26 protein-coding genes are annotated in these 25,382 nt (G+C 63.7%); 16 read left to right on the forward strand and 10 right to left on the reverse strand.

From position 1 onward, the window contains the following. Positions 1–141 precede the first annotated feature (141 nt). Positions 142–840 (forward strand): endonuclease, encoded by a 699-nt coding sequence (locus H3221_RS10805; protein WP_196475406.1) that lies wholly within the window; start codon positions 142–144, stop codon positions 838–840. A 117-nt stretch (positions 841–957) separates the two neighbouring features. Here the strand turns inward: H3221_RS10805 and H3221_RS10810 are convergent, their stop codons facing one another. Then, the gene (locus H3221_RS10810; RefSeq protein WP_196475405.1) at positions 958–1,155 is read right to left on the reverse strand and encodes a hypothetical protein; all 198 of its coding nucleotides are present in this window, start codon (positions 1,153–1,155) and stop codon (positions 958–960) included. A 73-nt stretch (positions 1,156–1,228) separates the two neighbouring features. Here H3221_RS10810 and H3221_RS10815 point away from each other — a divergent pair, with 73 nt between their 5' ends. Continuing rightward, positions 1,229–2,749, forward strand: coding sequence for a sigma-54-dependent transcriptional regulator (locus H3221_RS10815; RefSeq protein WP_196475404.1), 1,521 nt, complete (start codon positions 1,229–1,231; stop codon positions 2,747–2,749). A 191-nt stretch (positions 2,750–2,940) separates the two neighbouring features. Here the strand turns inward: H3221_RS10815 and sodC are convergent, their stop codons facing one another. Then, on the reverse strand, positions 2,941–3,492 hold the full coding sequence (sodC, locus tag H3221_RS10820; RefSeq protein WP_196475403.1) for a superoxide dismutase family protein: 552 nt from the start codon (positions 3,490–3,492) through the stop codon (positions 2,941–2,943). Positions 3,493–3,825: 333 nt separating this feature from the next. Between sodC and gcvH the strand changes: the two genes are divergently transcribed. From gcvH to gcvT, 4 genes are all read left to right on the forward strand, one after another. Continuing rightward, positions 3,826–4,209 carry a glycine cleavage system protein GcvH gene (gene gcvH / locus H3221_RS10825; RefSeq protein ID WP_179590260.1) on the forward strand — a complete coding sequence of 128 codons (384 nt, stop codon included), beginning with the start codon at positions 3,826–3,828 and terminating at the stop codon, positions 4,207–4,209. Between the two features lie 9 nt (positions 4,210–4,218). After that, a complete protein-coding gene (gene gcvP, locus H3221_RS10830; RefSeq protein ID WP_196475402.1) occupies positions 4,219–7,071 on the forward strand; it encodes an aminomethyl-transferring glycine dehydrogenase in 2,853 nt (950 codons plus the stop codon). A 197-nt stretch (positions 7,072–7,268) separates the two neighbouring features. Then, the gene (gene glyA / locus H3221_RS10835) at positions 7,269–8,522 is read left to right on the forward strand and encodes a serine hydroxymethyltransferase (protein WP_196475401.1); all 1,254 of its coding nucleotides are present in this window, start codon (positions 7,269–7,271) and stop codon (positions 8,520–8,522) included. A gap of 69 nt (positions 8,523–8,591) precedes the next feature. Then, a complete protein-coding gene (gene gcvT, locus H3221_RS10840) occupies positions 8,592–9,716 on the forward strand; it encodes a glycine cleavage system aminomethyltransferase GcvT (RefSeq protein ID WP_196475400.1) in 1,125 nt (374 codons plus the stop codon). A 168-nt stretch (positions 9,717–9,884) separates the two neighbouring features. Here gcvT and H3221_RS10845 read toward each other — a convergent pair whose 3' ends face one another. Continuing rightward, positions 9,885–10,463 carry an NADPH-dependent FMN reductase gene (locus H3221_RS10845; protein ID WP_196475399.1) on the reverse strand — a complete coding sequence of 193 codons (579 nt, stop codon included), beginning with the start codon at positions 10,461–10,463 and terminating at the stop codon, positions 9,885–9,887. Positions 10,464–10,547: 84 nt separating this feature from the next. Here H3221_RS10845 and soxR point away from each other — a divergent pair, with 84 nt between their 5' ends. Then, positions 10,548–11,000, forward strand: a complete 453-nt coding sequence (soxR, locus tag H3221_RS10850; protein ID WP_397428024.1) for a redox-sensitive transcriptional activator SoxR — start codon at positions 10,548–10,550, stop codon at positions 10,998–11,000. Here soxR and H3221_RS10855 read toward each other — a convergent pair. Further along, complete coding sequence (locus H3221_RS10855; RefSeq protein ID WP_192983554.1) at positions 10,997–11,350, reverse strand: 5-carboxymethyl-2-hydroxymuconate Delta-isomerase; 354 nt, start codon at positions 11,348–11,350, stop codon at positions 10,997–10,999. The genes soxR and H3221_RS10855 overlap by 4 nt on opposite strands. 483 nt (positions 11,351–11,833) lie before the next feature. On the opposite strand from H3221_RS10855, the gene H3221_RS10860 reads away from it, so the two are divergent. After that, positions 11,834–13,093: an OprD family porin gene (locus tag H3221_RS10860; RefSeq protein ID WP_196475397.1), complete on the forward strand. Its 1,260-nt coding sequence runs from the start codon at positions 11,834–11,836 to the stop codon at positions 13,091–13,093. A gap of 236 nt (positions 13,094–13,329) precedes the next feature. Here H3221_RS10860 and H3221_RS10865 read toward each other — a convergent pair whose 3' ends face one another. Continuing rightward, positions 13,330–14,457: a M14 family metallopeptidase gene (locus H3221_RS10865; RefSeq protein ID WP_196475396.1), complete on the reverse strand. Its 1,128-nt coding sequence runs from the start codon at positions 14,455–14,457 to the stop codon at positions 13,330–13,332. 150 nt (positions 14,458–14,607) lie between these two features. On the opposite strand from H3221_RS10865, the gene H3221_RS10870 reads away from it, so the two are divergent. Beyond that, on the forward strand, positions 14,608–15,144 hold the full coding sequence (locus tag H3221_RS10870; protein WP_196475395.1) for a tetratricopeptide repeat protein: 537 nt from the start codon (positions 14,608–14,610) through the stop codon (positions 15,142–15,144). Between the two features lie 182 nt (positions 15,145–15,326). Here H3221_RS10870 and H3221_RS10875 read toward each other — a convergent pair whose 3' ends face one another. From H3221_RS10875 to H3221_RS10890, 4 genes are all read right to left on the reverse strand, one after another. After that, positions 15,327–15,749, reverse strand: a complete 423-nt coding sequence (locus H3221_RS10875; protein ID WP_196475394.1) for a YybH family protein — start codon at positions 15,747–15,749, stop codon at positions 15,327–15,329. 21 nt (positions 15,750–15,770) lie between these two features. Further along, positions 15,771–16,553, reverse strand: coding sequence for a DUF899 domain-containing protein (locus H3221_RS10880; RefSeq protein WP_196475393.1), 783 nt, complete (start codon positions 16,551–16,553; stop codon positions 15,771–15,773). Between the two features lie 28 nt (positions 16,554–16,581). Beyond that, on the reverse strand, positions 16,582–16,944 hold the full coding sequence (locus H3221_RS10885) for a YciI family protein (protein ID WP_196475392.1): 363 nt from the start codon (positions 16,942–16,944) through the stop codon (positions 16,582–16,584). A 199-nt stretch (positions 16,945–17,143) separates the two neighbouring features. After that, entirely contained in the window at positions 17,144–17,860 is a 717-nt protein-coding gene (locus H3221_RS10890; protein WP_196475391.1) for a UTRA domain-containing protein, read from the reverse strand. Positions 17,861–18,176: 316 nt separating this feature from the next. On the opposite strand from H3221_RS10890, the gene H3221_RS10895 reads away from it, so the two are divergent. The 6 genes from H3221_RS10895 to H3221_RS10920 all read left to right on the forward strand — a co-directional run bounded on the left by H3221_RS10895 (position 18,177) and on the right by H3221_RS10920 (position 23,400). Continuing rightward, positions 18,177–19,235, forward strand: coding sequence for an ABC transporter substrate-binding protein (locus H3221_RS10895; RefSeq protein WP_196475390.1), 1,059 nt, complete (start codon positions 18,177–18,179; stop codon positions 19,233–19,235). A gap of 102 nt (positions 19,236–19,337) precedes the next feature. Then, entirely contained in the window at positions 19,338–20,144 is an 807-nt protein-coding gene (locus tag H3221_RS10900) for an alkaline phosphatase family protein (RefSeq protein WP_196475389.1), read from the forward strand. Next, complete coding sequence (locus H3221_RS10905) at positions 20,141–20,983, forward strand: ABC transporter permease (protein ID WP_196475388.1); 843 nt, start codon at positions 20,141–20,143, stop codon at positions 20,981–20,983. Before H3221_RS10900 ends, H3221_RS10905 begins: the two co-directional genes overlap by 4 nt. Beyond that, positions 20,970–21,764, forward strand: a complete 795-nt coding sequence (locus H3221_RS10910; RefSeq protein ID WP_196475387.1) for an ABC transporter permease — start codon at positions 20,970–20,972, stop codon at positions 21,762–21,764. Before H3221_RS10905 ends, H3221_RS10910 begins: the two co-directional genes overlap by 14 nt. Then, positions 21,761–22,747: an ABC transporter ATP-binding protein gene (locus tag H3221_RS10915; RefSeq protein WP_196475386.1), complete on the forward strand. Its 987-nt coding sequence runs from the start codon at positions 21,761–21,763 to the stop codon at positions 22,745–22,747. The genes H3221_RS10910 and H3221_RS10915 overlap by 4 nt, the downstream gene beginning before the upstream one ends. Next, on the forward strand, positions 22,747–23,400 hold the full coding sequence (locus H3221_RS10920) for an HAD family hydrolase (protein ID WP_196475385.1): 654 nt from the start codon (positions 22,747–22,749) through the stop codon (positions 23,398–23,400). Before H3221_RS10915 ends, H3221_RS10920 begins: the two co-directional genes overlap by 1 nt. 96 nt (positions 23,401–23,496) lie before the next feature. Here H3221_RS10920 and H3221_RS10925 read toward each other — a convergent pair whose 3' ends face one another. Continuing rightward, positions 23,497–24,351 carry a LysR substrate-binding domain-containing protein gene (locus tag H3221_RS10925; protein WP_196475436.1) on the reverse strand — a complete coding sequence of 285 codons (855 nt, stop codon included), beginning with the start codon at positions 24,349–24,351 and terminating at the stop codon, positions 23,497–23,499. 143 nt (positions 24,352–24,494) lie between these two features. Here H3221_RS10925 and H3221_RS10930 point away from each other — a divergent pair, with 143 nt between their 5' ends. Beyond that, positions 24,495–25,337: a bifunctional allantoicase/(S)-ureidoglycine aminohydrolase gene (locus H3221_RS10930; protein ID WP_196475384.1), complete on the forward strand. Its 843-nt coding sequence runs from the start codon at positions 24,495–24,497 to the stop codon at positions 25,335–25,337. The last annotated feature ends 45 nt before the right edge of the window (positions 25,338–25,382 follow it).

Raw genomic sequence — 25,382 nt, forward strand, 5'->3', positions numbered from 1 at the left:
CTGCTTGCAGGCTGACGGCCTGAGCAACAGCCGGCGCGTCGGCCAGCCCGCAATCAAGGCCTCTAGCCATCACGCAAGCATTTGAAAAACCTGAAATTTCCGTCTTCACATCGACAGCGGTGACGGCTACTCTGCCGCCCCATGATTCGACGCCTACTGCCCCTGCTCTGCTGTTTCACAGCCCTTTCCCTGCACGCCGCACCCGCCACTTTCGCCGAGGCCAAGCGCCTGGCCTGGCCGCTGTATGAGCAGCAATCCACCGAGTTCTATTGCGGCTGCAAGTACAGCGGCAATCGGGTCGATCTGCGTTCCTGTGGTTACACGCCACGCAAGAACGCCAATCGCGCCCAGCGCATCGAGTGGGAACATATCGTCCCCGCCTGGGTGATCGGCCATCAGCGCCAGTGCTGGCAGAAAGGCGGGCGCAAGCACTGTGCAGCCAACGATGCGCAGTTCCGCAAGGCCGAGGCGGACCTGCACAACCTGGTGCCGAGCATCGGCGAGGTGAACGGGGACCGCAGCAACTACAGCTTCGCCTGGCTGCCGCAGAAGCCACATCAATATGGCCGCTGCCAGACGGTGGTGGACTTCAAGGCGCGCAAGGTGATGCCGCGCCCGACCATTCGCGGAATGATCGCACGCACCTATTTCTACATGGCCGACCGCTACACGCTGCGCCTGTCGAAGCAGGATCGGCAGCTCTACCAGGCGTGGAGCAAGGCCTACCCGGTAGAACCCTGGGAGCGCCAGCGCAACCAGCAGGTGGCGTGCGTGATGGGCTGGGGCAACCCCTATGTGGGTAAGGTGGATATGAGCCGCTGTGCGCGCAAGCGGTCGTAGCGCGTAGGGTGTCGCGAGGCCACCTGGACCGTGCGCACCGATGTACGGCTGGTGCGCGCGGCGCACCCTACGGACCTCCCACACGCCTGCGCCCTGGTAGACCGGGGGCAATCCGGGCTAAGAAAGGCGCTGCAACTCGCGGCGCACCATGTTGGCGAATTCCGGCGGGCTGAGCTGGTACAGCTCCTGCGCCACCCAGGGCAGCCAGCGTCCTTGCAGCTCGGATTTGCGCGCCAGCAGGCGCTGGGCCTCGGCTTCGGCGCGGGCCTGGTGCTCGCGGTGGTAGTCGGCGCGGCTCGGTTTTTCTGTACTCACGCGGTTGCCCTTTTCCTCATGTCGGGCAGAGCAGGCATAATCGCCGCCTGTTCGCCCATTTCGACCGTCATCAATGCGCATCCACGTCAGTTTCATCGACCGCGTCGGCATCACCCAGGAAGTCCTGGCGCTGCTGGGCGGGCGCAATCTGAACCTCGATGCGGTGGAGATGGTACCGCCAAACGTCTACATCGACGCACCGACCCTCAGCGCGGCGGTGCTCGAGGAACTGCGCGGCGCGTTGCTGCAGGTGCATGGCGTGCAGAGCGTGGAAGTCGTGGACATCCTGCCCGGCCAGCGCCGTCGCCTGCAGCTCGATGCCTTGCTGGCGGCCATGCCCGACCCGGTGCTGGCGGTGGATGACCGCGCCACCGTGCTGCTGGCCAACCCGGCGCTGGTGGACATGTGCAACCGCCCGCCCGAAGGCTTGAGCATCGCCGCGCTGTTCGCCGATGACGCACTGCAGCAATCGCTGCTCGCCGCCGGTTTTCATCAGCCGCTGCGCGAGGTGCATTTCGCCGGCCAGCCGCTGCTGCTCGATGCCCAGCCGATCACCGAAGACGGTCGCCTGACCGGCGGCCTGCTCACGCTCTACGCACCGAGCCGCATGGGCCAGCGTCTGGCCGCGCTGCATCATGATCATGCCGAGGGTTTCGACTCGCTGCTCGGCGAGTCCGCGCCGATTCGCGCGCTCAAGGCCCGCGCGCTGCGTGTGGCGTCGCTCGATGCACCGCTGCTGATCCACGGCGAAACCGGCACCGGCAAGGAGCTGGTGGCACGCGCCTGTCATACGGTCAGCGTGCGCCGCACTGCGCCGTTCCTGGCGCTGAACTGCGCCGCCCTGCCGGAGAACCTGGCCGAGAGCGAGCTGTTCGGCTACGCCCCCGGCGCCTTTACCGGCGCCCAGCGCGGCGGCAAGCCGGGGCTGCTGGAACTGGCCAACCAGGGCACGGTGTTTCTCGACGAGATCGGCGAGATGTCGCCCTATCTGCAGGCCAAGCTGCTGCGCTTTCTCAGCGACGGCAGCTTCCGCCGCGTCGGTGGCGACCGCGAGGTGAAGGTGGACGTGCGCATCCTCAGCGCCACCCACCGCGACCTGGAAAAGATGGTCGCTGAAGGCAGCTTCCGCGAGGACCTGTTCTACCGCCTCAATGTGCTCAATCTGGAAGTGCCGCCGCTGCGTGAGCGCGGCCAGGATATCCTGCTGCTGGCCCAGCATTTCATGGCCCAGGCCTGCGCGCAGATCCAGCGCCTGCCCTGCCGCCTGGCGCCGGCCACCTTCCCGGCGCTGCTGGCCGGACGCTGGCCGGGCAACGTGCGCCAATTGCAGAACGTGATCTTCCGCGCCGCCGCGATCTGCGACAGCAACTGGGTGGAGATGGATGATCTGGATATCGCCGGCACCGAAGTGGCACCGAAGGTGGTAGGTGAAGTCGCCAGCCTGGAACAGGCCATGGACGAATACGAGAAGGCGCTGCTGGCAAAGCTCTACGACAGCCACCCGTCCAGTCGCCAGTTGGCCGTCCGCCTGGGCACCTCGCACACCGCCATCGCCAAGCGCCTACGCAAGTACGGGATACCGGGCAAGCACTGACGCACTCGCCCGGTGGGTGGGTTAGGCGCCTGTCTTGAATACGAAAAATCCCACAGGGTCCGATGCGCCATAACCCTCCATTGGCGCAACGCGGAAGATCGCCCGGTGGGTTACACGGCGCACCACGACCGCAGCGTCTGAGAGCTCACCTATTGGCGCCGCTAACCCACCCTACGGTTCTCGGCATTAAGTCAGATCGGCGTGGTGCTGGTCGGCACCTTGATCACCCCGCAGGCCACACGCGCCCCGCCGCCGCCCAGCGGTTGCGGGTGGTCGGCATGGTTGTCACCGCCGGCATGAATCATCAGCGAACGGTTATGCAGGTCCTCCAGGCGCTTGAGTCGTGGCGCCAGTACCGGCTGGCTGGCTTGGCCGTCTTCGGTGACGAGCAACGCCGGCAGATCACCGAGGTGGGCGTCGTCCTCCCAGGGGAAGCCGTGGCGCCCGGCATTCTGCGGGTCCCAGTGGCCGCCGGCAGCGCCAGCGGGTGTCAGCTTGCCGTCCACTTCGACTGCATTGCAGTTGGCCGCGGTGTGCACGTGAAAGCCATGCACGCCCGGTTCCAGGCCCTGCAGATCAGGGGTGAACACCAGTCCATGGGGCGACTGGCTGATGGTCACGGTGCCGACAGGCGCGTCGGTGCCGTTTTCGGTGGCCTGTTCGAGGGTCACGGTGACGGTCTCGCTGGCCTGCAGGCTGGTGGCGCCAAGCAGCGCGAATGCCAGGGGAATCAGGGGTCTCATGGTCGGTCTATCTCCTTGTTTACAAAGCATCCCGGTTACCGACCCTCGATACCCGTGAGCGGTTCCACCCAGATGACGTATCGATATCATTACACCGTAACGATTCAGCAACAGACCAGCGAAAGCCACGCCCTGCCTGGCGCGACTTCAACTTTTCCATTTGCGACACCTGGATTCGTATCGATATCGTTCCAGTTGACTGTGTACAACCCCCAAGAAACATCGTAAGTAATTGATTTTATTAACTATTTATACATTGGCACCAGCATTGCTATAGCTCGACTTACCTGTTCGCCACCTAGAAGCGAACACCATTACCCCTGAGGAATTGACATGAGCGAGTTGCGTTTCACCGCCGATCACGAATGGCTGCGTCTGGACAACGATGGTCTGGTTACCGTCGGCATCACCCATTACGCCCAGGACGCGCTCGGCGACGTGGTGTATGTGCAACTGCCGGAAGCCAAGTCCTACGCTCAGGGCGAGGAAGTAGCGGTGCTGGAGTCGGTCAAGGCCGCCAGCAACATCGTCATGCCGCTGGACGGCGAGATCGTCGAAGTCAACGCCGACCTGGAAGGCAGCCCGGAGCTGGTCAACGAGTCGCCGCTGGACAAGGCCTGGTTCTTCCGCATGCGCCTGGCCGACAACGCCGTGCTGGCCGACCTGTTGGACAAGGCCGGCTATGATCGTCTGTTGAATGCCAACGCCGACGCCTGAGTGACCGCCATGACCAAGCTCGATACCCAGAACGAATTCATCGCCCGCCATATAGGCCCGCGCGATGCCGACACCGCCGCCATGCTCGAACTGCTCGGCTATGACTCGGTCGACGCGCTGACCGGTGCCGTGATTCCCGAGAGCATCAAGGGCACCAGCATCCTCGGCGAGCAGCCGGGCCTGTCGGAAGCCGACGCCCTGGCCAAGATCAAGGCCATCGCCGCCAAGAACCTGCAGTTCAAGAACTACATCGGCCAGGGTTACTACGGCACCCACACGCCGAGCCCGATCCTGCGCAACCTGCTGGAGAACCCGGCCTGGTACACCGCCTACACCCCGTACCAGCCGGAGATTTCCCAGGGCCGCCTGGAAGCGCTGCTGAACTTCCAAACCCTGATCAGCGACCTCACCGGGATGCAGATCGCCAACGCCTCGCTGCTCGACGAAGCCACCGCTGCCGCCGAAGCCATGACCTTCTGCAAGCGCCTGTCGAAGAATAAGGCTGCCAACACCTTCTTCGTTTCCCAGCACTGCCACCCGCAGACCCTCGACGTGCTGCGCACCCGCGCCGAGCCGCTGGGCATCGACATCGAAGTCGGCGACGAAGCCGCCATCACTGACGCCAGCGCCTACTTCGGCGCCCTGCTGCAGTACCCGGCAAGCAACGGTGACATCTTCGATTACCGCGCCCTGGTCGAGCGTTTCCACGCCGCCAATGCCCTGGTGGCCGTCGCCGCCGACCTGCTGGCCCTGACCCTGCTCACCCCGCCGGGCGAGTTCGGCGCCGACGTCGCCCTGGGCAGCGCCCAGCGTTTCGGTGTGCCGCTGGGCTTCGGTGGCCCGCACGCCGCCTACTTCGCCACCCGCGACGCGTTCAAGCGCGACATGCCGGGCCGCCTGGTCGGCATGTCGGTCGACCGTTTCGGCAAGCCGGCCCTGCGCCTGGCCATGCAGACCCGCGAGCAGCACATCCGCCGCGAGAAGGCCACCAGTAACATCTGTACCGCTCAGGTGCTGCTGGCCAACATCGCCAGCATGTACGCCGTGTACCACGGCCCGAAAGGCCTGACCGAGATCGCGCAGCGCATCCACAGCTTCACCGCCATCCTCGCCCTGGGCCTGACCAAGCTGGGCCACAGCGTCGAGCAGCAGCACTTCTTCGATACCCTGAGCATCAAGACCGGCGCCAAGACCGCCGAGCTGCATGCCAAGGCCCGTGCTGCCGGCATCAACCTGCGCGAGATCGACGCCGAGCGTCTGGGTCTGTCGCTGGACGAAACCACCGACCAGGCCGCCGTCGAGGCGCTGCTGAACCTTTTCTCCGCTGACCAGGCTGCACCGGCCGTCAATGATCTGGCCGCGCAGATCGCCAGCCGCCTGCCGCAAGGCCTGCTGCGCCAATCGGCGATCCTGCAGCACGAAGTGTTCAACCGCTACCACAGCGAAACCGAGCTGATGCGCTACCTGCGCAAGCTGGCGGACAAGGACCTGGCTCTGGACCGCAGCATGATCCCGCTGGGCTCCTGCACCATGAAGCTCAACGCCGCCAGCGAGATGATCCCGGTCACCTGGCCGGAATTCGGCAACCTGCACCCGTTCGCTCCGGTCGAGCAGGCCGCCGGTTACACCCAGCTGACCAGTGAACTGGAAGCCATGCTCTGCGCCGCCACCGGCTACGACGCCGTGTCGCTGCAGCCCAACGCCGGCTCCCAGGGCGAATACGCCGGCCTGCTGGCCATTCGCGCTTACCACCTGAGCCGTGGCGACGATCAGCGCGACATCTGCCTGATCCCGCAATCGGCCCACGGCACCAACCCGGCGACCGCCTCCATGGCCGGCATGCGCGTGGTGGTGACCGCCTGTGATGCACGCGGCAACGTCGACATCGCCGATCTGAAGGCCAAGGCCGAAGAGCACAAGGATCGCCTGGCCGCGATCATGATCACCTACCCGTCCACCCATGGTGTGTTCGAGGAAGGCATCCGCGAGATCTGCCAGATCATCCACGACAACGGCGGCCAGGTGTACATCGACGGTGCCAACATGAACGCCATGGTCGGCCTCTGCGCGCCGGGTCAGTTCGGCGGCGACGTGTCGCACCTGAACCTGCACAAGACCTTCTGCATCCCGCACGGCGGTGGCGGCCCGGGCGTCGGCCCGATTGGCGTCAAATCGCACCTGGCGCCGTTCCTGCCGGGCCATGGCCACATGGAACGCAAGATCGGTGCAGTCAGCGCCGCGCCGTTCGGCAGCGCCAGCATCCTGCCGATCACCTGGATGTACATCACCATGATGGGCGGCAACGGCCTCAAGCGTGCGTCGCAGATGGCCATCCTCAACGCCAACTACATCGCCCGTCGTCTGGAAGAGCACTACCCGGTGCTGTACTCCGGCGAAGGCGGCCTGGTGGCGCACGAGTGCATCCTCGACATCCGTCCGCTGAAAGACAGCAGCGGCATCAGCGTCGACGACGTGGCCAAGCGCCTGATCGACTTCGGCTTCCATGCTCCGACCATGTCCTTCCCGGTGGCCGGCACTCTGATGATCGAGCCGACCGAGAGCGAGTCCAAGGAAGAGCTGGATCGCTTCTGCGACGCCATGATCGCCATCCGCGAGGAAATCCGCGCGGTCGAGCAGGGCCGTCTGGACAAGGACGACAACCCGCTGAAGAACGCGCCGCACACCGCCCTGGAACTGGTTGGCGAGTGGCACCACGCCTACAGCCGCGAGCAGGCCGTGTACCCGCTGGCCAGCCTGATCGAGGCCAAGTACTGGCCGCCGGTAGGCCGCGTGGACAACGTTTACGGCGATCGCAACCTGGTCTGCGCCTGCCCGTCCATCGAGGCGTATCAGGACGCGTAAGGCGCTTGTCTCCCCTCTCCCATTTATGGGAGAGGGGCCGGGGGAGAGGGTAAAGCGGTTGTCTACGCAGCCCCCTCTCCCTAGCCCTCTCCCCGAGGGGAGAGGGAACCGTTCTTCGCTTCATCCAGTTCCTTTCGGCTCCCCTCACCGGGGCGGGCCGTCTGCATCCCGAGAAAAACGATAAAGAGGGCCTCACCATGTTCAGCAAGCACGACCAACTGCAGGGCTATGACGATGCCCTGCTCGCGGCAATCCAGGCCGAAGAACAGCGCCAGGAAGACCATATCGAGCTGATCGCCTCGGAAAACTACTGCAGCCAGCGCGTGATGCAGGCGCAAGGCAGTGGCCTGACCAACAAGTACGCCGAAGGCTATCCGGGCAAGCGCTACTACGGTGGCTGCGAGCATGTGGACAAGGTCGAGGCACTGGCCATCGAGCGCGCCAAGGCCCTGTTCGGCGCCGACTATGCCAACGTCCAGCCGCACTCCGGTTCATCGGCCAACAGCGCCGTGTACCTCGCACTGCTGAGCGCGGGCGACACCATCCTCGGCATGAGCCTGGCCCATGGCGGCCACCTGACCCACGGCGCCAAGGTGTCGTCCTCGGGCAAGCTGTACAACGCCGTGCAGTACGGCATCGATGAGAACGGCCTGATCGATTACGACGAGGTCGAGCGCCTGGCCATCGAGCACAAGCCGAAGATGATCGTCGCCGGTTTCTCGGCTTACTCGCGTGTGCTGGACTTCCCCCGTTTCCGCGCCATCGCCGATAAGGTCGGTGCCCTGCTGTTCGTCGACATGGCCCACGTCGCGGGTCTGGTCGCGGCCGGTCTGTACCCCAACCCGGTGCCGTTCGCCGATGTGGTCACCACCACCACGCACAAGACCCTGCGCGGTCCGCGCGGCGGCCTGATCCTCGCGCGGGGCAACGAAGAGATCGAGAAGAAGCTCAACTCCGCCGTATTCCCGGGCGCCCAGGGCGGCCCGCTGATGCATGTGATCGCGGCCAAGGCCGTGTGCTTCAAGGAAGCGCTGGAGCCGGGCTTCAAGACCTACCAGCAGCAGGTGATCGACAACGCCCGCGCCATGGCGGCGGTTTTCGTCGAGCGCGGTTATGACGTGGTCTCCGGCGGTACCGACAACCACCTGATGCTGATCAGCCTGGTCAAGCAGGGCCTGACCGGCAAGGCGGCTGACGCAGCCCTTGGCGCTGCCCACATCACCGTCAACAAGAACGCCGTGCCGAACGACCCGCAGTCGCCGTTCGTTACCTCCGGCATCCGTATCGGCACTCCGGCGGTGACCACTCGCGGCTTCAAGGAAGGCGAATGCCGGACCCTGGCTGGCTGGATCTGCGACATCCTCGACGACCTGGAAAACCCGGCCGTGAACGAGCGCGTGCGCGGTCAGGTCGCCGACCTCTGCGCCACCTTCCCGGTCTACGCTGACTGATACCCGACTGACCACGGGCCGCGCGGCGGCCCCAACCGGTGCGCGCGGCGCACCCAACAGGAAATCGACATGACCACTGAAACTCTCGCCAAGACTCCGCTGCACGCTCTGCACCTCGAACTCGGCGCGCGCATGGTGCCCTTCGCCGGCTACGACATGCCCGTGCAGTACCCGCTGGGCGTGATGAAGGAACACCTGCACACCCGCGAGGCCGCCGGCCTGTTCGACGTTTCGCACATGGGCCAGATCCTGCTGCGTGGCGAGCACGCCGCGCGCGCCCTGGAAACCCTGGTGCCGGTGGACATCATCGACCTGCCGGTGGGCATGCAGCGCTACGCCATGTTCACCGATGCCCAGGGCGGCATCCTCGACGACCTGATGGTCGCCAACCTGGGTGACGACACCCTGTACCTGGTGGTCAACGCCGCCTGCAAGGATCAGGACCTGGCACACCTCACGAAGCACATCGGCGAGCAGTGCCAGATCGAGTGCCTGTTCGAGGAGCGCGCCCTGCTTGCCCTGCAAGGCCCGAAAGCGGTCGAGGTACTGGCGCGCCTGGCACCGGAGGTTAGCAAGATGACCTTCATGCAGGTTGCCCGCGTGCGCCTGCTGGGCAGCGAGTGCATCGTCAGCCGCAGCGGTTACACCGGCGAAGACGGTTTCGAGATTTCCGTCGCCGTCGACCAGGCCGAAGCCCTGGCCCGAAGCCTGCTGGCCGAAGTGGAAGTCGAGGCCATCGGCCTGGGTGCGCGCGACTCGCTGCGCCTGGAAGCCGGTCTGTGCCTGTACGGCCACGACATGAGCAGCGCCACCACGCCGATCGAAGCCAGCCTGCTGTGGGCCATCTCCAAGGTGCGTCGTGCCGATGGCGAGCGCGCCGGCAACTTCCCGGGCGCCGAGCGCGTGTTCGAGCAGCAGCAAAAAGGCGTGGCGCGCAAGCGCGTCGGCCTGCTGCCGCAAGAGCGTGTACCGGTGCGTGAAGGCGCGGAAATCGTCGATGCAGACGGCCAGGTGATCGGCCAGGTGTGCAGCGGCGGCTTCGGCCCGACCCTCGGCGCGCCGGTGGCCATGGGTTACGTCAACGCCAGCCACACCGCCATCGACAGCGATGTCTGGGCCGTGGTGCGCGGCAAGCGCGTGGCGATGAAAGTGGCCAAGACCCCGTTCGTGCCGCAGCGCTACTACCGCGGCTGATTCGCTCACTTTCCCGCTCATGGGGAAGGGCAATGGCGTAGGGCGGGTGAAACCCGCCGCATGGATCTGGCGGGTTGCACCCGCCCTGCGCATCGCCACTCTCGTAGCCCAAATGCAACCTGGGGATGCCCTCAAGAGCTCCCGGCTTGTATCCGGGCTACGGCGTTTCTACCCTCTGATCCGCTCATAGGGCACACGCTCGCGTCCGGCGCGTAGTGTCTGTGCCCACCAGTTCAACTGCACCAGCGTGTGGGCCAACGCCGAGTTGGCACGCCGCGGCTCACTCAATCGTCCCTGGTCATCGAACTGTTCCCAGGCATTGGTGAAACTCACCGAGCCGCGCACCGTCATCGCATGCAACTCGGCCAGCACCTGGCGCAGTTGCTCCACCGCGCGCAATCCGCCGGATACTCCGCCATAGCTGACGAACCCCACCGGCCGCGCCTCCCAGGATGCCGGCACCTCGTCGATGAACTGCTTGAGCGCGGCCGGATAGCCGTGGTTGTACTCCGGGGTGACGATCAGAAAGGCGTCGGCGCGCAGCAACTGCTGCAGCGATTGATGCCGGCGTTCAGCAAGCGCCTGCGACTCGCCAGGCTGGCGAAACATCACGGCCGGATCGACCAGGCTCAGCTCGAATTCGCTGCGCTGCTCGATCTGTTCGCGCGCCCACGCCACCACCTGGTCGCAAAAGCGCTCTTCACGCACGCTGCCGTAAATCAGTACCAGTCGGATGCGGTCCTGCATGGAATTGCCCTCGGTGTTGTCTATCAAGGCCAGCGAGGGTAAAACCTCAACTTAACTTGAGGTCAACAGGAATTTATCATGGACATGCACCGCGCCTTTCACGAACGTCCGCTGAGCGTCGGCCAGGTCGCCGAGCGCAGTGGCGTGGCGGTTTCCACACTGCATTTCTACGAAGCCAAGGGCTTGATCCACAGCCAACGCAATGCCGGTAATCAGCGGCGTTATCGACGCGATGTGCTGCGCCGCGTAGCGCTCATCAAGGTGGCGCAGCGCCTGGGTATTCCCCTGGCCGATATCGGTTTGGCGCTGAGCACGCTGCCTTGCAACCACATCCCCACGGCTGCGGACTGGCAGCGACTGTCAGCGCAGTGGCAGCACGACCTGGACGCGCGCATCGAGCAAATGACGCGGCTACGCGACCAGCTCACCGGCTGTATCGGTTGCGGTTGCCTGTCGATGCAGGACTGCCCACTGCGCAACCCCAGCGACGAACTCGGTGAACAGGGTGCGGGGGCACGTCTGCTGGAGACGGATTAATCGTCCAGGCAGTTGCGCCTGTTGCTGAACACCTCGCGGCAAATGTCGCGCACGTCCAGGGAGATCGCCGGCACCTGCGGCAGGCGCTCGACCAGTGCGCGCACGATACGCCGCGACAGCGCCCGCTTGTCGTCATCGCTGCGCCCGGCCAGCACGTAGAAGATCAGGTGCACGAACAACCCCGGCTCGCCACCCACGCAGTGGTGCTCGTACAGGCTCAGGCGCACCTTGACCTCGCCGGGCTGGAACAGCCCCGCCTCAGCTGCCTGGTCATGCACCAGTTGCACCAGCTCCTGCGGTGCAATCAGCTCACTCACCTCGCGGGCGGCTTCGATCAGGCAATGCGGCATGGATAAACCCTGGACGTAAGTGAATTTGTCATACGTTATCACACAACAAATTCGATACCAGATGGCTTACCGGTTCTGCACGGAACCGCGCTGAAAGCCCATGACATCGCCAATAGCACCGCTATACGGGGATAACCTCCTCAGACTTTCGTCTAGCCATACGTTGACAAGCAATAAAAAGGCTGTCGATAATCCAGCAAGTTGTATGACGACATATAACAACGATAACAACAAGAATCAGGGCCATGACATGACTATCCTTGCCTCTCCCTCAGCGCAGCAGCCCCTCGCCTGCTCGGCACCCATCGCCGCCACACGCCATAGAACCGGATTCGCCGGAGGCTGACGTCAGCCACCAGCAATGACCGGCCGCGTTCGGCCGGGCTATCGCCCTCTACGGGGCAAACACAACATTCCCATCATGCAGGTCCTGATGCAGACCGGCAGGGGATGGTTCGTTCAAAAACTGGGAGCACAACAACAATGACCGCACGCAACATCATTCCATTGGCCCTGCTTGGTAGCACGGCTCTGGCCCTGGTTATGCCGACCACCACGCACGCTGCCGGCTTCGTCGAAGACGCCAAGGTCACCCTCGGCCTGCGCAACTACTACTTCAACCGCAACTACCTGAACGGCACCGACCCCGTGATCCGCGGTGAGCGCCAGGGCCAGGCCGAAGGCTGGACGCAGAACTTCATCCTCGATGCCCGCTCCGGTTTCACTCAGGGCACCGTCGGCTTTGGCCTCGATGTGCTCGGTCTGTACAGCATCAAGCTGGATGGCAACCGTGGCGCCGCCAACACCCAACTGATGCCGATCCACGATGATGGCCAGGCCGCCGACCAGTTCGGCCGCACCGCCGTGGCCGCCAAGGCCAAGATTTCCAAGACCGAGCTGAAGGTCGGCGAATGGTTCGCCGTGCTGCCGATCCTGCGCGCCGACGACGGTCGTTCGCTGCCGCAAACCTTCCAGGGTGCCCAGCTGACTTCCAACGAGATCGACGGCCTGACCCTGTACGGCGGCCAGTTCTGGAAGAACAGCCAGCGCAACGATGCCAGCCGTGAAGACATGTCGTTCGGTGGCGTGGAGGGCGATGATTTCAACTTCGGTGGTGGTGAGTTCCGTTTCAACGGCAACAACACCATGGTCGGCGCCTGGCACGCTCGCCTGGAAGATGTTTATCAACAGAGCTTCCTGCAGTTGACCCACAGCCAGCCTGTCGGTGACTGGGTACTGGGCGCCAATCTCGGCTACTTCAACGGCAAGGACGAAGGCGCGGCCAAGGCCGGCGACCTGGACAACAAGGTGTATCAAGGTGCGCTGTCGGCCAAGAGAGGCAACAACACCTTCCAGGTCACCTACCAGCGACTGAGCGGTGACACCAAGTTCCTGCGTATCGACGGCGCCAGTGGCGGCACCCTGGTCAACGACGGTTTCCTGTCGGCGTTCGACAGCCCCGAGGAGCGTTCCTGGCAGTTGCGTCATGACTACAACTTCGCCGGTCTCGGCATCCCGGGCCTGACCCTGATGAACCGCTACACCAGCGGCTCCAACATCCATGCCGGCGGCCGTACCGATGCCGAAGAGTGGAGCCGAGAGACCGAACTGGCCTACACCATTCAGGAAGGCACTCTGAAGAACCTCAACGTTCGCTGGCGTAACTCCAACGTCCGCCGCGACGTTGGCCAGGATTTGCACGAGAACCGCCTGATCTTCAACTATCCGCTGTCGATTCTGTAATACCGGACGCCTCACTGCGTCCTATTGACTCCTGTGTGTTAACGGCACTTTACGCCCGTCCTCGTGACGGGCTTTTTTTGCCTGGAAAATGGCTGCCTCTCCCCAACCGCACAGGCAGCTTGCCTTGGGAAAACGTAGGGTGGATGTCGCTCTTTACATCCACCAGAGCGGTGGACCGGTGAAGCGTGGTCCACCCTACCTGTCATGCGCATCGATGATGCGGAACACATGGCACCCTACCTCAAGGTCGCGACCATCTGCGCCAGCACGGTCAACACGTCCTGTCCCAACTTCTGCGAGCGTGCGCCATTCCAGGCGGTGCGCGGCTGTGGACTGTCGTCGTGGTCCTTGAACGGCATCTCGATGGTGAACGACAGGCAATCGAAGGCCTGGCCCACGGCATTGCAAGCCAGGGTCAGGTTGGCCTTGCCTGGCTCGTCACGCGGATAACCGAAACGGGTCTGGAACTCGGCACCGATACCAATCAGGCGGCTACGGAACTCTTCTTCCAGAGCAGCCAGCCGTGGGGTATAGCCCGGATTACCCTCGCAACCGGCGGTGAACACGTGAGGGATCTCTTCGTCACCATGAATATCGAGGAACAGATCGACGCCGATGCGCTGCATGTGCTGCTGCACGAACAACACCTCAGGGCTACGCTCGGAGCTGGCCGACTGCCAGGCGCGATTGAGGTCCTGCCCGGCATGGTTGGTGCGCAGATGACCGCGATAGGCGCCGTCAGGGTTCATGTTCGGTACCAGATAGAACTCGGCCTCGGCCAATAGCGCGGCGATCTCGGCATCCTGTGGGTCCTGTAAACGCTCGATCAGCCCCTCCATGAACCACTCGGCCATATGCTCACCCGGGTGCTGCTGGGCGATGATCCACAGTTTGCGCGCAGCGCCCGCCTGGCCACCGATGCGCAGCAACTGGATATCACGGCCTTCCAGGCTTCTGCCGCTGGCCACCAGTTCGGCGCCGCGCTCCAGTGCGTTGGCAATCAGGCGTTCATGCCGTGCTCGCGGGTAAGGCTCGAAATAGGCGAACCAGATGCGCTCGTGCTCGGCCTGCAATTCGAAGTCCAGCTGACCATCCTGATAACGGGTCGGTACGCGAAACCAATCCTGCTGATCGTAACTGGCCACGGCCTGGTAACCGTCCCAGGCGCGGTTGTAGGCCGATTGCCCGGCGTTGGTCAGACAAAATCCATAACCCTGACCAGGCTGGAGGCCATCGACCTGAAAGTGAAACCACTGGAAATGATGGCTGTTGAGGTCCGGCCTCATGGCCAGCAGTACGCGCTGCGGGTCACTGGCATCGATGACCTGAATGTTGCCACTGTCGAAATCCGCGCTGATCTTCATGACTACCTCGTAAGCGAAATCAGCGCTCAGGATTGCAGTTCAGGACGCGAGTGTGAAGTCGACACTGCACAGACGGATCGGAGCGAACTATGGTGAGCAAGGCAGGCCTAATAGCGACTTGCCCTGTTTCTTGCCTACGGAGTCACTGCCATGCCCAGCCCGATCAGCCCGCGTCACGCTATCACCGCCCTGCTCGCCCTCGCGCTGCTGGCGGGCTGCGCCGGGCGGGAAGCCGACTCCACCGCACCGGAAAAACAGCCGCAGGTCGAACAGCCCGTCACCCAGACCGAGCAGGATCAGCTGCGCCAAAAAGCCCAACGCGGCGATCTGGAAAGCCAGTTCCAACTCGGCAGCAGCTACTTCGTCGGTCAGCCGGAGAAGAACCTCAAGCAGGCCGAATACTGGTGGAAGCAGGCTGCAGACAAGGGCCACGCCATGGCTGCGGTCAGCCTGGCGTACCTCTATACCGGCCGTGACGCCCCAGAGTTCGCCAACCAGCGTGACATGCTCAAGTACCTCAACCAGTCAGCCGCCGCAGGTAACCCGATGGCGCAGCATGTGCTGGGCAACCTCTACCGTCGCGGCGAAGGTGGCGTATCGCGTGACCCAGACCAGGCCCAGCGCCTGTACCAAAGTGCCTGCCAGCAGAACTACGAGCCGTCCTGCATGGCGCTGGGTCGTCAGTAGCTCGTTGCCGCAAAGCCAACTGGAATCCGCTCAGCGCCTCACGAGCGAGCGTCAGGCGGGGGCGAAAAAGCGCAGCTTACTGGCTGTACATGAGCACTTTGATGGGGCGGCTGGCTCGGACTCGTGCACGAGCCTTGCTTCAACGCAGCCTGGCCGACGCCCAGCAGGCTTTGAACGGGCGCTCAGGGCTGCAGGTCGAAGAGGGCCTTGCCGCTTTCCATATCGCAAGGCGCCGAGAAGTGCTCGTGGAAAATCAGCCAGCGACCACCCTCGCGACGCAGGCACTGGGTCACGCGCATCCAGCAGGTTTCCAGTTCGCCCTTGTCATTGGTACCGCCGCAGTGCAGCAGGTAGTGGGTCACGCCCAGGTCGCCACTGGCGGTGAAGGTCGGCTCGTGCGGTTCGAAGCGGCCCTCACCACTGCACATTTCCATGCAGGCCTGCCAATGCGCCTGGTACGCCGGGCGCCCCAGGAAACGTAACGGCCCGACGGCATCGTAGGCGACCAGATCCTCCACGTAATGACTCATGATGCGTGCCACGTCCTTGCTGCGGCAGGCTTCGGTCCAGCTGTTCAGGGCATCTTGCAGTTCGTGCTGACTCATGTCGTTCTCCTTCGCTGAGGTTCAGGCCTTGTGGCCGCAGCAGTCGTGGGTGGGCGCGCTCTGTTCGTACTCGTCGTGCAGGCGCGTCCAGTTGAGCCCCTTGCCGTCCAGATCGGGCATGCCATCCCAACCCTCGCCGCGGCCAAAAGGCGTGAAGTCGAGGAAGTGGAAACTGCTCATCAGCATCTCCACGCCTCGGCCATAGGTGGAATAGGTGTGATAGATGCGCCCACCGTCGCGTAGGAACACGCTGACACCGGGCTGCTCGCCCTGAATGTGATAGGTCAGGCCCAGGCGCTTGAGCTCGTCTTTGTCGCGGTAGTTGTATTCGACCGGCGCGACCTGCTCATCGGTGGTGGCGTGGTAGTCGTAGTTGAAGCGACTGCCGTAGGCGCTGTACCAGGGCAGCGTCCAGCCCATGCGCCGCTTGAAGGCTTCGAGATCAGCCAGCGGCGCCCGCGAAACCAGCACCAGATTGGTGTCACGGGCATGCAGGTGGGACTGGTGGCCGATGTTATCCACCAGACAGGAGCAGCCGTCGCAGCCTTCGCCACGGTCCATGTGATACATGAAGTGGTAGACGATCAACTGGCTGCGCCCGTCGAACAACGCCTCCAGGCCGACTTCACCTTGTGGGCCCTGGAAGCGGTAGTCCTCTTCCACCAGCACCATTGGCAGGGCACGGCGGGCGCGATTGAGCGCGTCACGCTGGCGGGTCAGCGCCTTTTCATGTTCGAGCAGCGCCTTGCGAGCGGCCAGCCACTGCTCACGCGTGGCGACCTCGGGGATATAACGACGGTCCATGAAGGTTCTCCTGCTGAACGAGGGCAGCTCAGTGTTGAGCGGCCGGGTCGACATCCAGTTGGCGAACCGGCCTCACTTCCACACAGCCGACACGGGCGGCGGGAATGTGACCGGCGATTTGGATGGCCTCGTTGAGGTCGCGCGCCTCAATCAAGTAGAAGCCGGCGAGCTGCTCCTTGGTTTCGGCGAAGGGGCCATCGGTGATGTCCAGCTTGCCGCCACGCATGCGCACGGTAGTGGCGGTCTGTACCGACTGCAGCGCCTCGGCGGCGAGCATCCGCCCGCTCTCCTGCACACGCTGGGCATAGGCGTGACACTCGCTGTCATGCGGGCTGTCGGGAGAGCTGTGCAGCGCCTGTTCGTTGGCGTAGACGAGACAGAGGTATTTCATGACGCACTCCAGTTCCTTGGCGGTGGATACTGGATAGTCGAACGCGGCGCGCTCATTTCGACATTGGCCGAAAAAACATCTTCGCAGCCGACGAACGGTAGGGTGCGCCGTGCGCACCAGCCTCCCCGGATAGAACCCGCCCCTTCTTGCGCACTGGCGATTCGAAATCTGCCGGCCACCCCGGTGCGCGCGGCGCACCCTACTCCGGGACTTCGACGCTGACGTGAATAGCGTCGTGGCGCCAGAACTCCAGATCGCAGTCGATGATGCGTCCGTGCTGGTCACGGTTGACGCGGGTGATGCGCAGCGCCGGGCTGCCGGGTGAAACTTTCAGGCTGGTCGCCGCCTCGGCATGCAGGGCCGTGGGCACCATGTCGAAGCGCACACGGCCGTAGTGGATACCGTATTCGCTGGCATAGAGGTCGGTCAGCGAGCGAGTCAGGTCGAACTCGAGAATGCCTGGGAAGTAGGCCGGATTCAGGTAGTGCTCGACATACAGCACCAGGCGCCCGTCGATGCGCCGTGCGCGGCACACCTGATAGACGCTCGACAGCGCCGGCAACTCCAGAACCTGGCAGATCTGCGCGCTAGCCGGCATCAGGCGCGCACTCAGGACCTCGGTCGCCGGCACCCGCCCCTGCTCGGCCACCATGGCGTGGAAGTGGGTACGTACCAGAGGGTTGTAGGCCACCCGTTGCGGCGAAACGAACCAGCCACGTCGCTCCTCGCGATAGACCAGCCCCTGCGCCTCCAACTGGCCGAGCGCCTCGCGCAGGGTGATACGCGTGGTGTCGAACAACTCACTGAGCTTGCGCTCGGCCGGCAACTTGCTGCCGGAGGGCAACAGGCCCCGGTCGATCTGCTCCTGCAACGCGCGGCAGATGAGGGTTACGGCCCGTGGCGCTTCTTCGCGCATCAACATTTCCCCTTTTGGACTAGTCCAGCCCCATTACAGGGCAAAAGTCACTCACTCAAACGGGTTACAAGACTAGGCAGTCTAGATGACCGATAGATGACAGCCTTGCTGCAAGCACGCTGCATGCCACCGCCACATCCACTCACAGCCCAATAAATCAGCGACTTATCCATGGTCTACGCTTGATGAGCGCGCCAGCTGACTGCAGCTAGACATCTGCCCGCCGTGGCTGGACATAAAACTGTCATCGAAGGCGCTTAGATTGGCTCGGGTATTGCTGATCTAGACCAACACTCTCACTGCAAAGGAGTTTCCAATGAAACAACTGCTGCTGGCTTCACTGATGGGCTCGGCCATCGCTCTGGCAACTTCCGCCATGGCCGAAGGCACCGACTTGCAGGCACTGGAAAAGGCCGCACGCGCCGAAGGCGCGGTGAATAGCGTGGGTATGCCCGACAGCTGGGCCAACTGGAAAGACACCTGGGCGGACCTGGCCAAGCTCTACGGCCTCAAGCACCAGGACACCGACATGAGCTCGGCGCAGGAAATCGCCAAGTTCGCCGCCGAGAAGGAAAACGCCACCGCCGACATCGGCGACGTCGGCGCAGCCTTCGGTCCCATCGCCGTACAGCAGGGCGTGACCCAGCCGTACAAGCCGAGCACCTGGGCGCAGATTCCCGACTGGGCCAAGGACCAGGACGGTCACTGGATGCTGGCCTACACCGGCTCCATCGCCTTCATCGTCAACAAGCAACTGGTCAAGGACATCCCGCGCTCCTGGGCCGATCTCAAGACCGGCACCTACAAGGTGTCCGCCGGTGACGTGAGCACTGCCGCGCAAGCCGTGAACGGTGTTCTGGCCGCCGCCATCGCCATGGGCGGCAACGAGAGCAACGTGCAGCCGGCCCTGGATTTCTACGGCGAACTGGCCAAACAGCGTCGCCTGTCGTTGGCCAACCCGACCATCCAGACCCTGGAAAAGGGCGAAGTGGAAGTCGGCATCGTCTGGGATTTCAACGGCCTGTCCTACCGTGACCAGATCGACCCCGAGCGCTTCGAGGTACTGATCCCGTCCGACGGTTCGGTGATCTCCGGCTACAGCACCATCATCAACAAGTGGGCGAAGAACCCCAACGCCGCCAAGCTGACCCGCGAGTACATCTTGAGCGATGCCGGGCAGATCAACCTGGCCAAGGGCAACGCCCGCCCGATCCGAGCCGAGCACATCGATCTGCCGGCCGAGGTGCAGGCCAAGCTGCTGCCGCAAGAGCAGTACGCCAAGGTCCAGCCGATCAAGGATGCCGCTGCCTGGGAAGCCACTTCCAAGGCCCTGCCGCGCCTGTGGCAGGAACACGTGATCATCAATATGAATTGACGCGGCCGCGACACCATTGATCCGTAGCCCGGATGAAATCCGGGGCAATCGTCAAGTACGCCCCCGGATTGCATCCGGGCTACGAGCGAAAGAGAGAACCCCATGAAGCACAACGTCATCCTGGTGGTACTGGATGGCCTGAGCTATCAGGTGGCCCAGCATGCGCTGGGCCACCTGTTGGCTTACTGCCAGGCCGGGCGCGCCGCGCTGTACAAGCTGGACTGCGCGCTGCCGGCACTGTCCCGTCCGCTCTACGAATGCATCCTCACCGGCGTCGCGCCCATCGACAGCGGCATCGTCAATAACGATGTGGTGCGTCTGTCGAATCAGCGCAGCGTTTTCCACTACGCCCGTGACGCCGGCCTGAGCACTGCCGCTGCCGCCTATCACTGGGTCAGCGAGCTGTACAACCGCGCGCCCTTCCAGGCCGCTCGTGACCGCCATACCTGCGATGAGTCGCTGCCGATCCAGCACGGCCACTTCTATTACGCCGACCATTACCCGGATTCGCACCTGTTCGCCGACGCCGACAGCCTGCGCCAGCTTCATGCGCCGAACCTGCTGCTGGTGCACCCGATGAACATCGACGATGCCGGCCACAAGCACGGCCTCGACAGCTCGCAGTACCGCAACGCCGCGCGCATGGCCGACGTGCTGCTGGCCGAATACATCCAGACCTGGCTCGACGCCGGTTACCAGATCCTGGTGACTGCCGACCACGGCATGAACAACGACCGCAGCCACAACGGCGTGCTACCGGAAGAGCGCGAAGTACCGCTGATCGTCCTCGGCAGCGCATTCAGTCTCGATCCTGCAGCCCGCCCTCAACAGACCGAGTTATGCGGCACCATCTGCCAGCTACTCGGCGCGGCCCACGACAAACCCTGGTGCAGGGAGCTGCTTGCATGAAGTCGACCATTTCCAGCAAGGGCTGGGCACTGCTGTGCCTGGTACCCTTCGCCCTGTTCTTCTTCGCCTTCCAGATCGCACCGCTGGTCTGGGTGGCAAGTAACAGCCTGAATACCGCAGAGGGCTGGGGACTGGGCAATTTCCAGCAGGCCTTCTCCTCGGCCTTCTACCGCCAGGCCATGCGCCACAGCCTGGAGGTCGCCTTCTGGTCGAGCCTGTTCGGCATCGTCATCGCCATCATCGGCAGCTACTCGCTGCGCCAGGTCAGCAGCCGCCTGCGCGATTTCGTCATGGCGTTTTCCAACATGACCAGCAACTTCTCCGGCGTGCCACTGGCCTTCGCCTTCATCATCCTGCTCGGCTTCAACGGCGCGCTGACCATCCTGCTCAAGCAGATGGGCGTGATCGAGGACTTCAACCTCTATTCCAAGACCGGCCTGATCGTCCTCTACACCTACTTCCAGATTCCCCTTGGCGTATTGCTGCTCTATCCGGCCTTTGACGCCCTGCGCGAAGACTGGCGCGAGTCGGCCGAACTGCTCGGCGCCAGCACCTGGCAGTTCTGGCGCCACATCGGCCTGCCGGTGCTCACACCGGCGCTGCTCGGCACCTTCGTCATCCTCCTGGCCAACGCCCTGGGCGCCTATGCCACGGTGTACGCGCTGACCACCGGCAACTTCAACATCCTGCCGATCCGTATCGCGGCGATGGTCTCCGGCGACATCTTCCTCGACCCGAACATGGCCAGCGCCCTGGCCATGGTACTGGTCGGTCTGATGACCCTGATCACCCTCGTCCACCAATGGCTGCTGCGCCGGAGCTACCATGTCACCCGCTGAAAAACGCTCGCCGCTGTTCCACCAACTGGTGGTCTACCTGCTGTTTCTGATCCTGCTGCTACCGCTGCTCGGCACTCTGGTGTACTCGCTGTCCACCAGTTGGTCGGCGACCATCCTGCCCAGCGGTTTCACCTTCAAGTGGTACGTGGCACTGTGGAGCGACACGCGCTTTCTCGCCGCCTTTGGCCGCTCACTGCTGGTGTGCATCGCTGCCCTGGCACTGGCGCTGCTGCTGATCCTGCCGCTGCTGTTCGTGGTCAACTACCACTTCCCCAAGCTCGACGGCGTGATGAACGTGTTGATCCTGCTGCCGTTCGCCATTCCGCCGGTGGTGTCCTCGGTGGGCCTGATGCAGCTGTTCGCGTCCGGCCCACTGCCGATCCTCGGTACGCCATGGATCCTGATCGGCTGCTACTTCACCATCGCCCTGCCCTTCATGTACCGGGCCATCACCAATAACCTGCAGGCGATCAACCTGCGCGACCTGATGGACGCCGCCCACCTGCTCGGCGCCAGCACCTGGCGCGCTGCCTTCATGGTGGTGCTACCGAATCTGCGCAAGGGCTTGATGGTGTCGGTGTTCCTGTCCTTCAGCTTCCTGTTCGGCGAATTCGTTTTCGCCAACCTGCTGGTGGGCAGCCGCTACGAGACGCTGCAGGTGTACCTGTACAACATGCGTAACGACAGCGGCCACTTCACCAGTGCCCTGGTGATTTCCTATTTCATGTTCGTGCTGCTGATGACCTGGGCAGCCAACCGTCTGAACAAGGACAAGTCATGAGTTTTCTGCATATCCAGAACCTGCACAAAAGCTACGGCCCGACCCGCATCTTCACCGACATCAATATCGAGATTGGCCAGGGCCAATTCATCACCCTGCTCGGGCCGTCCGGCTGCGGCAAGTCCACCCTGCTGCGCTGCATCGCTGGCCTCACTGCAGTCGACGGCGGGCAGATCCTGCTCGATGGCCAGGACCTGGTGCCGATGCCGCCGCAAAAACGCGGCATCGGCATGGTGTTCCAGAGCTATGCGTTGTTCCCCAATATGACCGTGCAACAGAACGTCGCCTTCGGCCTGCGCATGCAGAAAGTCCCAGCCGCCGAGGCCAGCAAGCGCGTCGCCGAGGTGCTGGAACTGGTGGAGCTCAGCGACTACGCCAATCGTTACCCGCAACAGCTCTCCGGCGGCCAGTGCCAGCGCGTGGCCCTGGCCCGTTCGCTGGTCACCCGCCCGCGCCTGCTGCTGCTCGATGAGCCGCTATCGGCCCTGGATGCGCGCATCCGCAAACACCTGCGTGAACAGATCCGCGCCATCCAGCGCGAACTGGGCCTGACCACCATCTTCGTCACCCACGATCAGGAAGAGGCATTGGTCCTGTCCGACCGCATCGTGCTGATGAATGGTGGCCAGATCGTCCAGAGCGGCGACGCCGAGACCCTCTACACCGCACCGGCCGACGCCTTTGCCGCTGGTTTCATCGGCAACTACAACCTGCTCGATGCCGAGGCCGCCAGCCGCCTGCTAGGCCAACAGATCGGCAGCCGCGTGGCGATTCGCCCGGAAGCCATCCACTTCGCCGACGGTGGCATCGAGGCGCAGATCTGCAGCCACAGTTTGCTCGGTAACGTCATCCGTTACCGCGTCGAAGCGCGCGGCGTGGAACTGCTGGTGGACGTACTCAATCGCTCCGCCGCTGACCTGCACCACGACGGCCAGCACGTCAGCCTGGCGATTGGCGCCGATGCGATCCGGGAGGTGGCGTGATGGCCCTGGCGATTTTCGACCTCGACGAAACCCTGATTAACGGTGACTGCGCCAGCCTGTGGACCCAGGAAATGGTGAAAATCGGCTGGGCCGATGGCGACTCCTTCCTCGCCCACGAACAGGAGCTGATGCGCCAGTACGCCGCCGGAACCCTGGCCATGGAAGACTACATGGCCTTCACCCTGTCACCGCTGGTCGGTCGCACGCCCGAGGAGGTCGCCCATGTGGTCGAGCCCTTCGTCGAGGACGTGATCGAGCCGATCTTCTACAGCGACGCCAGTCGCACGCTGGCGGCACACCGCGCTGCGGGCGATCGCCTCTTGGTGATCTCGGCCTCGGCGCATTTCCTGGTCAGCGCCATCGCCGAACGCTTTGGCATCGACGAGGTGCTGGCCATCGACCTGGAGCAGCAACACGGTTTCTATACTGGCCGCACCCAGGGCGTGCTGACCTATCGTGAGGGCAAGGTCACGCGACTGAACGCCTGGCTCACCGAGCAGGACGAAAGCCTGGCCGGTGCCAGCTTCTATTCCGACTCGCGCAACGACCTGCCGCTGCTGCAACGAGTGGACAAGCCCTTCACGGTCAATCCCGATCCGACTCTGCGCGCCCACGCCGAACAGGCCGGCTGGCCGATTCTCAGTTGGCGGTAGGGTGTCGCGGGGCCGCCCAGGCCGTGCGCACCCGCGACCGTCGACGTGTACGGTCAACGAGACGAAACACTGGTTTCAAGGTGCGCACGGCGCACCCTACCCGGCCATGATCCCTTCGCAGGCCTCGATCAACGCCGCCGCCAACTCCCGCGCGTAACCGGGCAACTGGTTGCGCGCGTGCAGGGCCACCTCCACTGGCGCCGCCGGAGCGAAACCTTCAGCCTCGCCCAGCTCACGGTGCGCGGCAGTGATCAACCGGCGCGGCAACAGGGTCAGACCCAGCCCACCTTCTGCGGCCGCGCTGACGCCGGGCAGGCTGCTACTGACGTAGGCGATGCGCCAGGGCTTGCCCATGGCGTCCAGCGCGTGAGTCATCTCCAGACGGTACAGGCCATTGGGCGGGAACACCGCCAACGGCACCGGATTACGCGCCAGCACCGGACGCGCACGGCTGTCGAGCCAGGCCAGCGGTTCCGCCCAACTGGCCAGCCCCTTGGCGCTGCCAGCGCGCTGCTTGATCAACGCCAGATCCAGTTCGCCAGCATTGAACGCGCGCCACACGTCATGACTGAGACCGCTGGTGATCTCCAGGCGAATGCCCGGGTGCGCGTCAGCGAAATCCGCCAGATAAGGCGTCAGGCTGTTGGCGGCGAAGTCATCCGGCACGCCGAGGCGTACTTCGCCTTCCACCGCACTTTGCCCCAATGCCAGCATCGCTTCGTCCATCAGTGCGACGATGCGATTGGCGTAACCCAGCAGGCGTTCACCCTCGGTGGTGGTCACCACGTAGCGGCCACTGCGGTCGAGCAGCTCCGCACCGAGCTGCTCCTCCAGACGCCGCACCTGCTGGCTGACAGTAGATTGCGTCAGGTGCAGACTGGCAGCCGCACGGGTGAAACCACCGGTCTGCACCACGGCGAGAAAACTGCGTAACAGCACCGGATCGAGCATATCGCCACCCATCATGAAAGCCACTGACAGGCATTCTACTATTTAATTTCAGAATCCAGCCGTGAATTCCTATAGTGCTTGGGAGTCAATTTCCCGCTCGGGGATCGAACCCCGCGCCATTCACCCGCCGAGGCAATCTCTCGATGAGCAAATCGCCCTACTACTACGCACCGCATGGCGGTCACCCAGGTCAGGATCAACTGCTGACCGACCGCGCCATGTTCACCGAAGCCTACGCCGTGATCCCCAAAGGCGTGATGCGTGACATCGTCACCAGCCACCTGCCGTTCTGGGACAACATGCGCATGTGGGTCATCGCCCGCCCGCTGACCGGCTTCGCCGAAACCTTTTCGCAGTACATCGTCGAGGTCGGCCCGAACGGCGGCAGCAACAAGCCAGAGCTGGACGCCACTGCCGAAGGCGTGATCTTCGTCGTCGAAGGCGAATTCAGCCTGACACTCAACGGCACCCAGCACGCCATGCGTCCGGGCAGCTACGCCTTCATCCCACCGCAGAGCGATTGGTCGCTGCGCAACAACAGCAACGAAGCCGTGCGCTTCCACTGGCTGCGCAAGGCCTATCAACCGGTCGAGGGCGTGCCTTACCCGGAAGCCTTCGTTACCAACGAGCAGGACATCGAACCGATCGTCATGCCGGGCACCGAAGGCCGCTGGAGCACCACGCGCTTCGTCGAGATCAGCGACATGCGCCATGACATGCACGTCAACATCGTCAACTTCGAGCCGGGTGGCGTGATCCCCTTCGCCGAAACCCACGTCATGGAACACGGCCTGTACGTGCTCGAAGGCAAGGCGGTGTATCGCCTGAACCAGGACTGGGTCGAAGTGGAAGCCGGCGACTTCATGTGGCTGCGCGCCTTCTGCCCGCAGGCCTGCTACGCCGGCGGCCCGAGCCGCTTCCGCTACCTGCTGTACAAGGATGTGAACCGTCAGATGCCACTGACCCTGGGCGGCCTGAAGCGCTGAGGGATGCCCCACTCGTAGGGTTCGCCATGCGCACCAGCAGACCCG

The sequence above is a fragment of the Pseudomonas chaetocerotis genome (assembly GCF_015712105.2).
GTDB lineage: Bacteria > Pseudomonadota > Gammaproteobacteria > Pseudomonadales > Pseudomonadaceae > Aquipseudomonas > Aquipseudomonas chaetocerotis.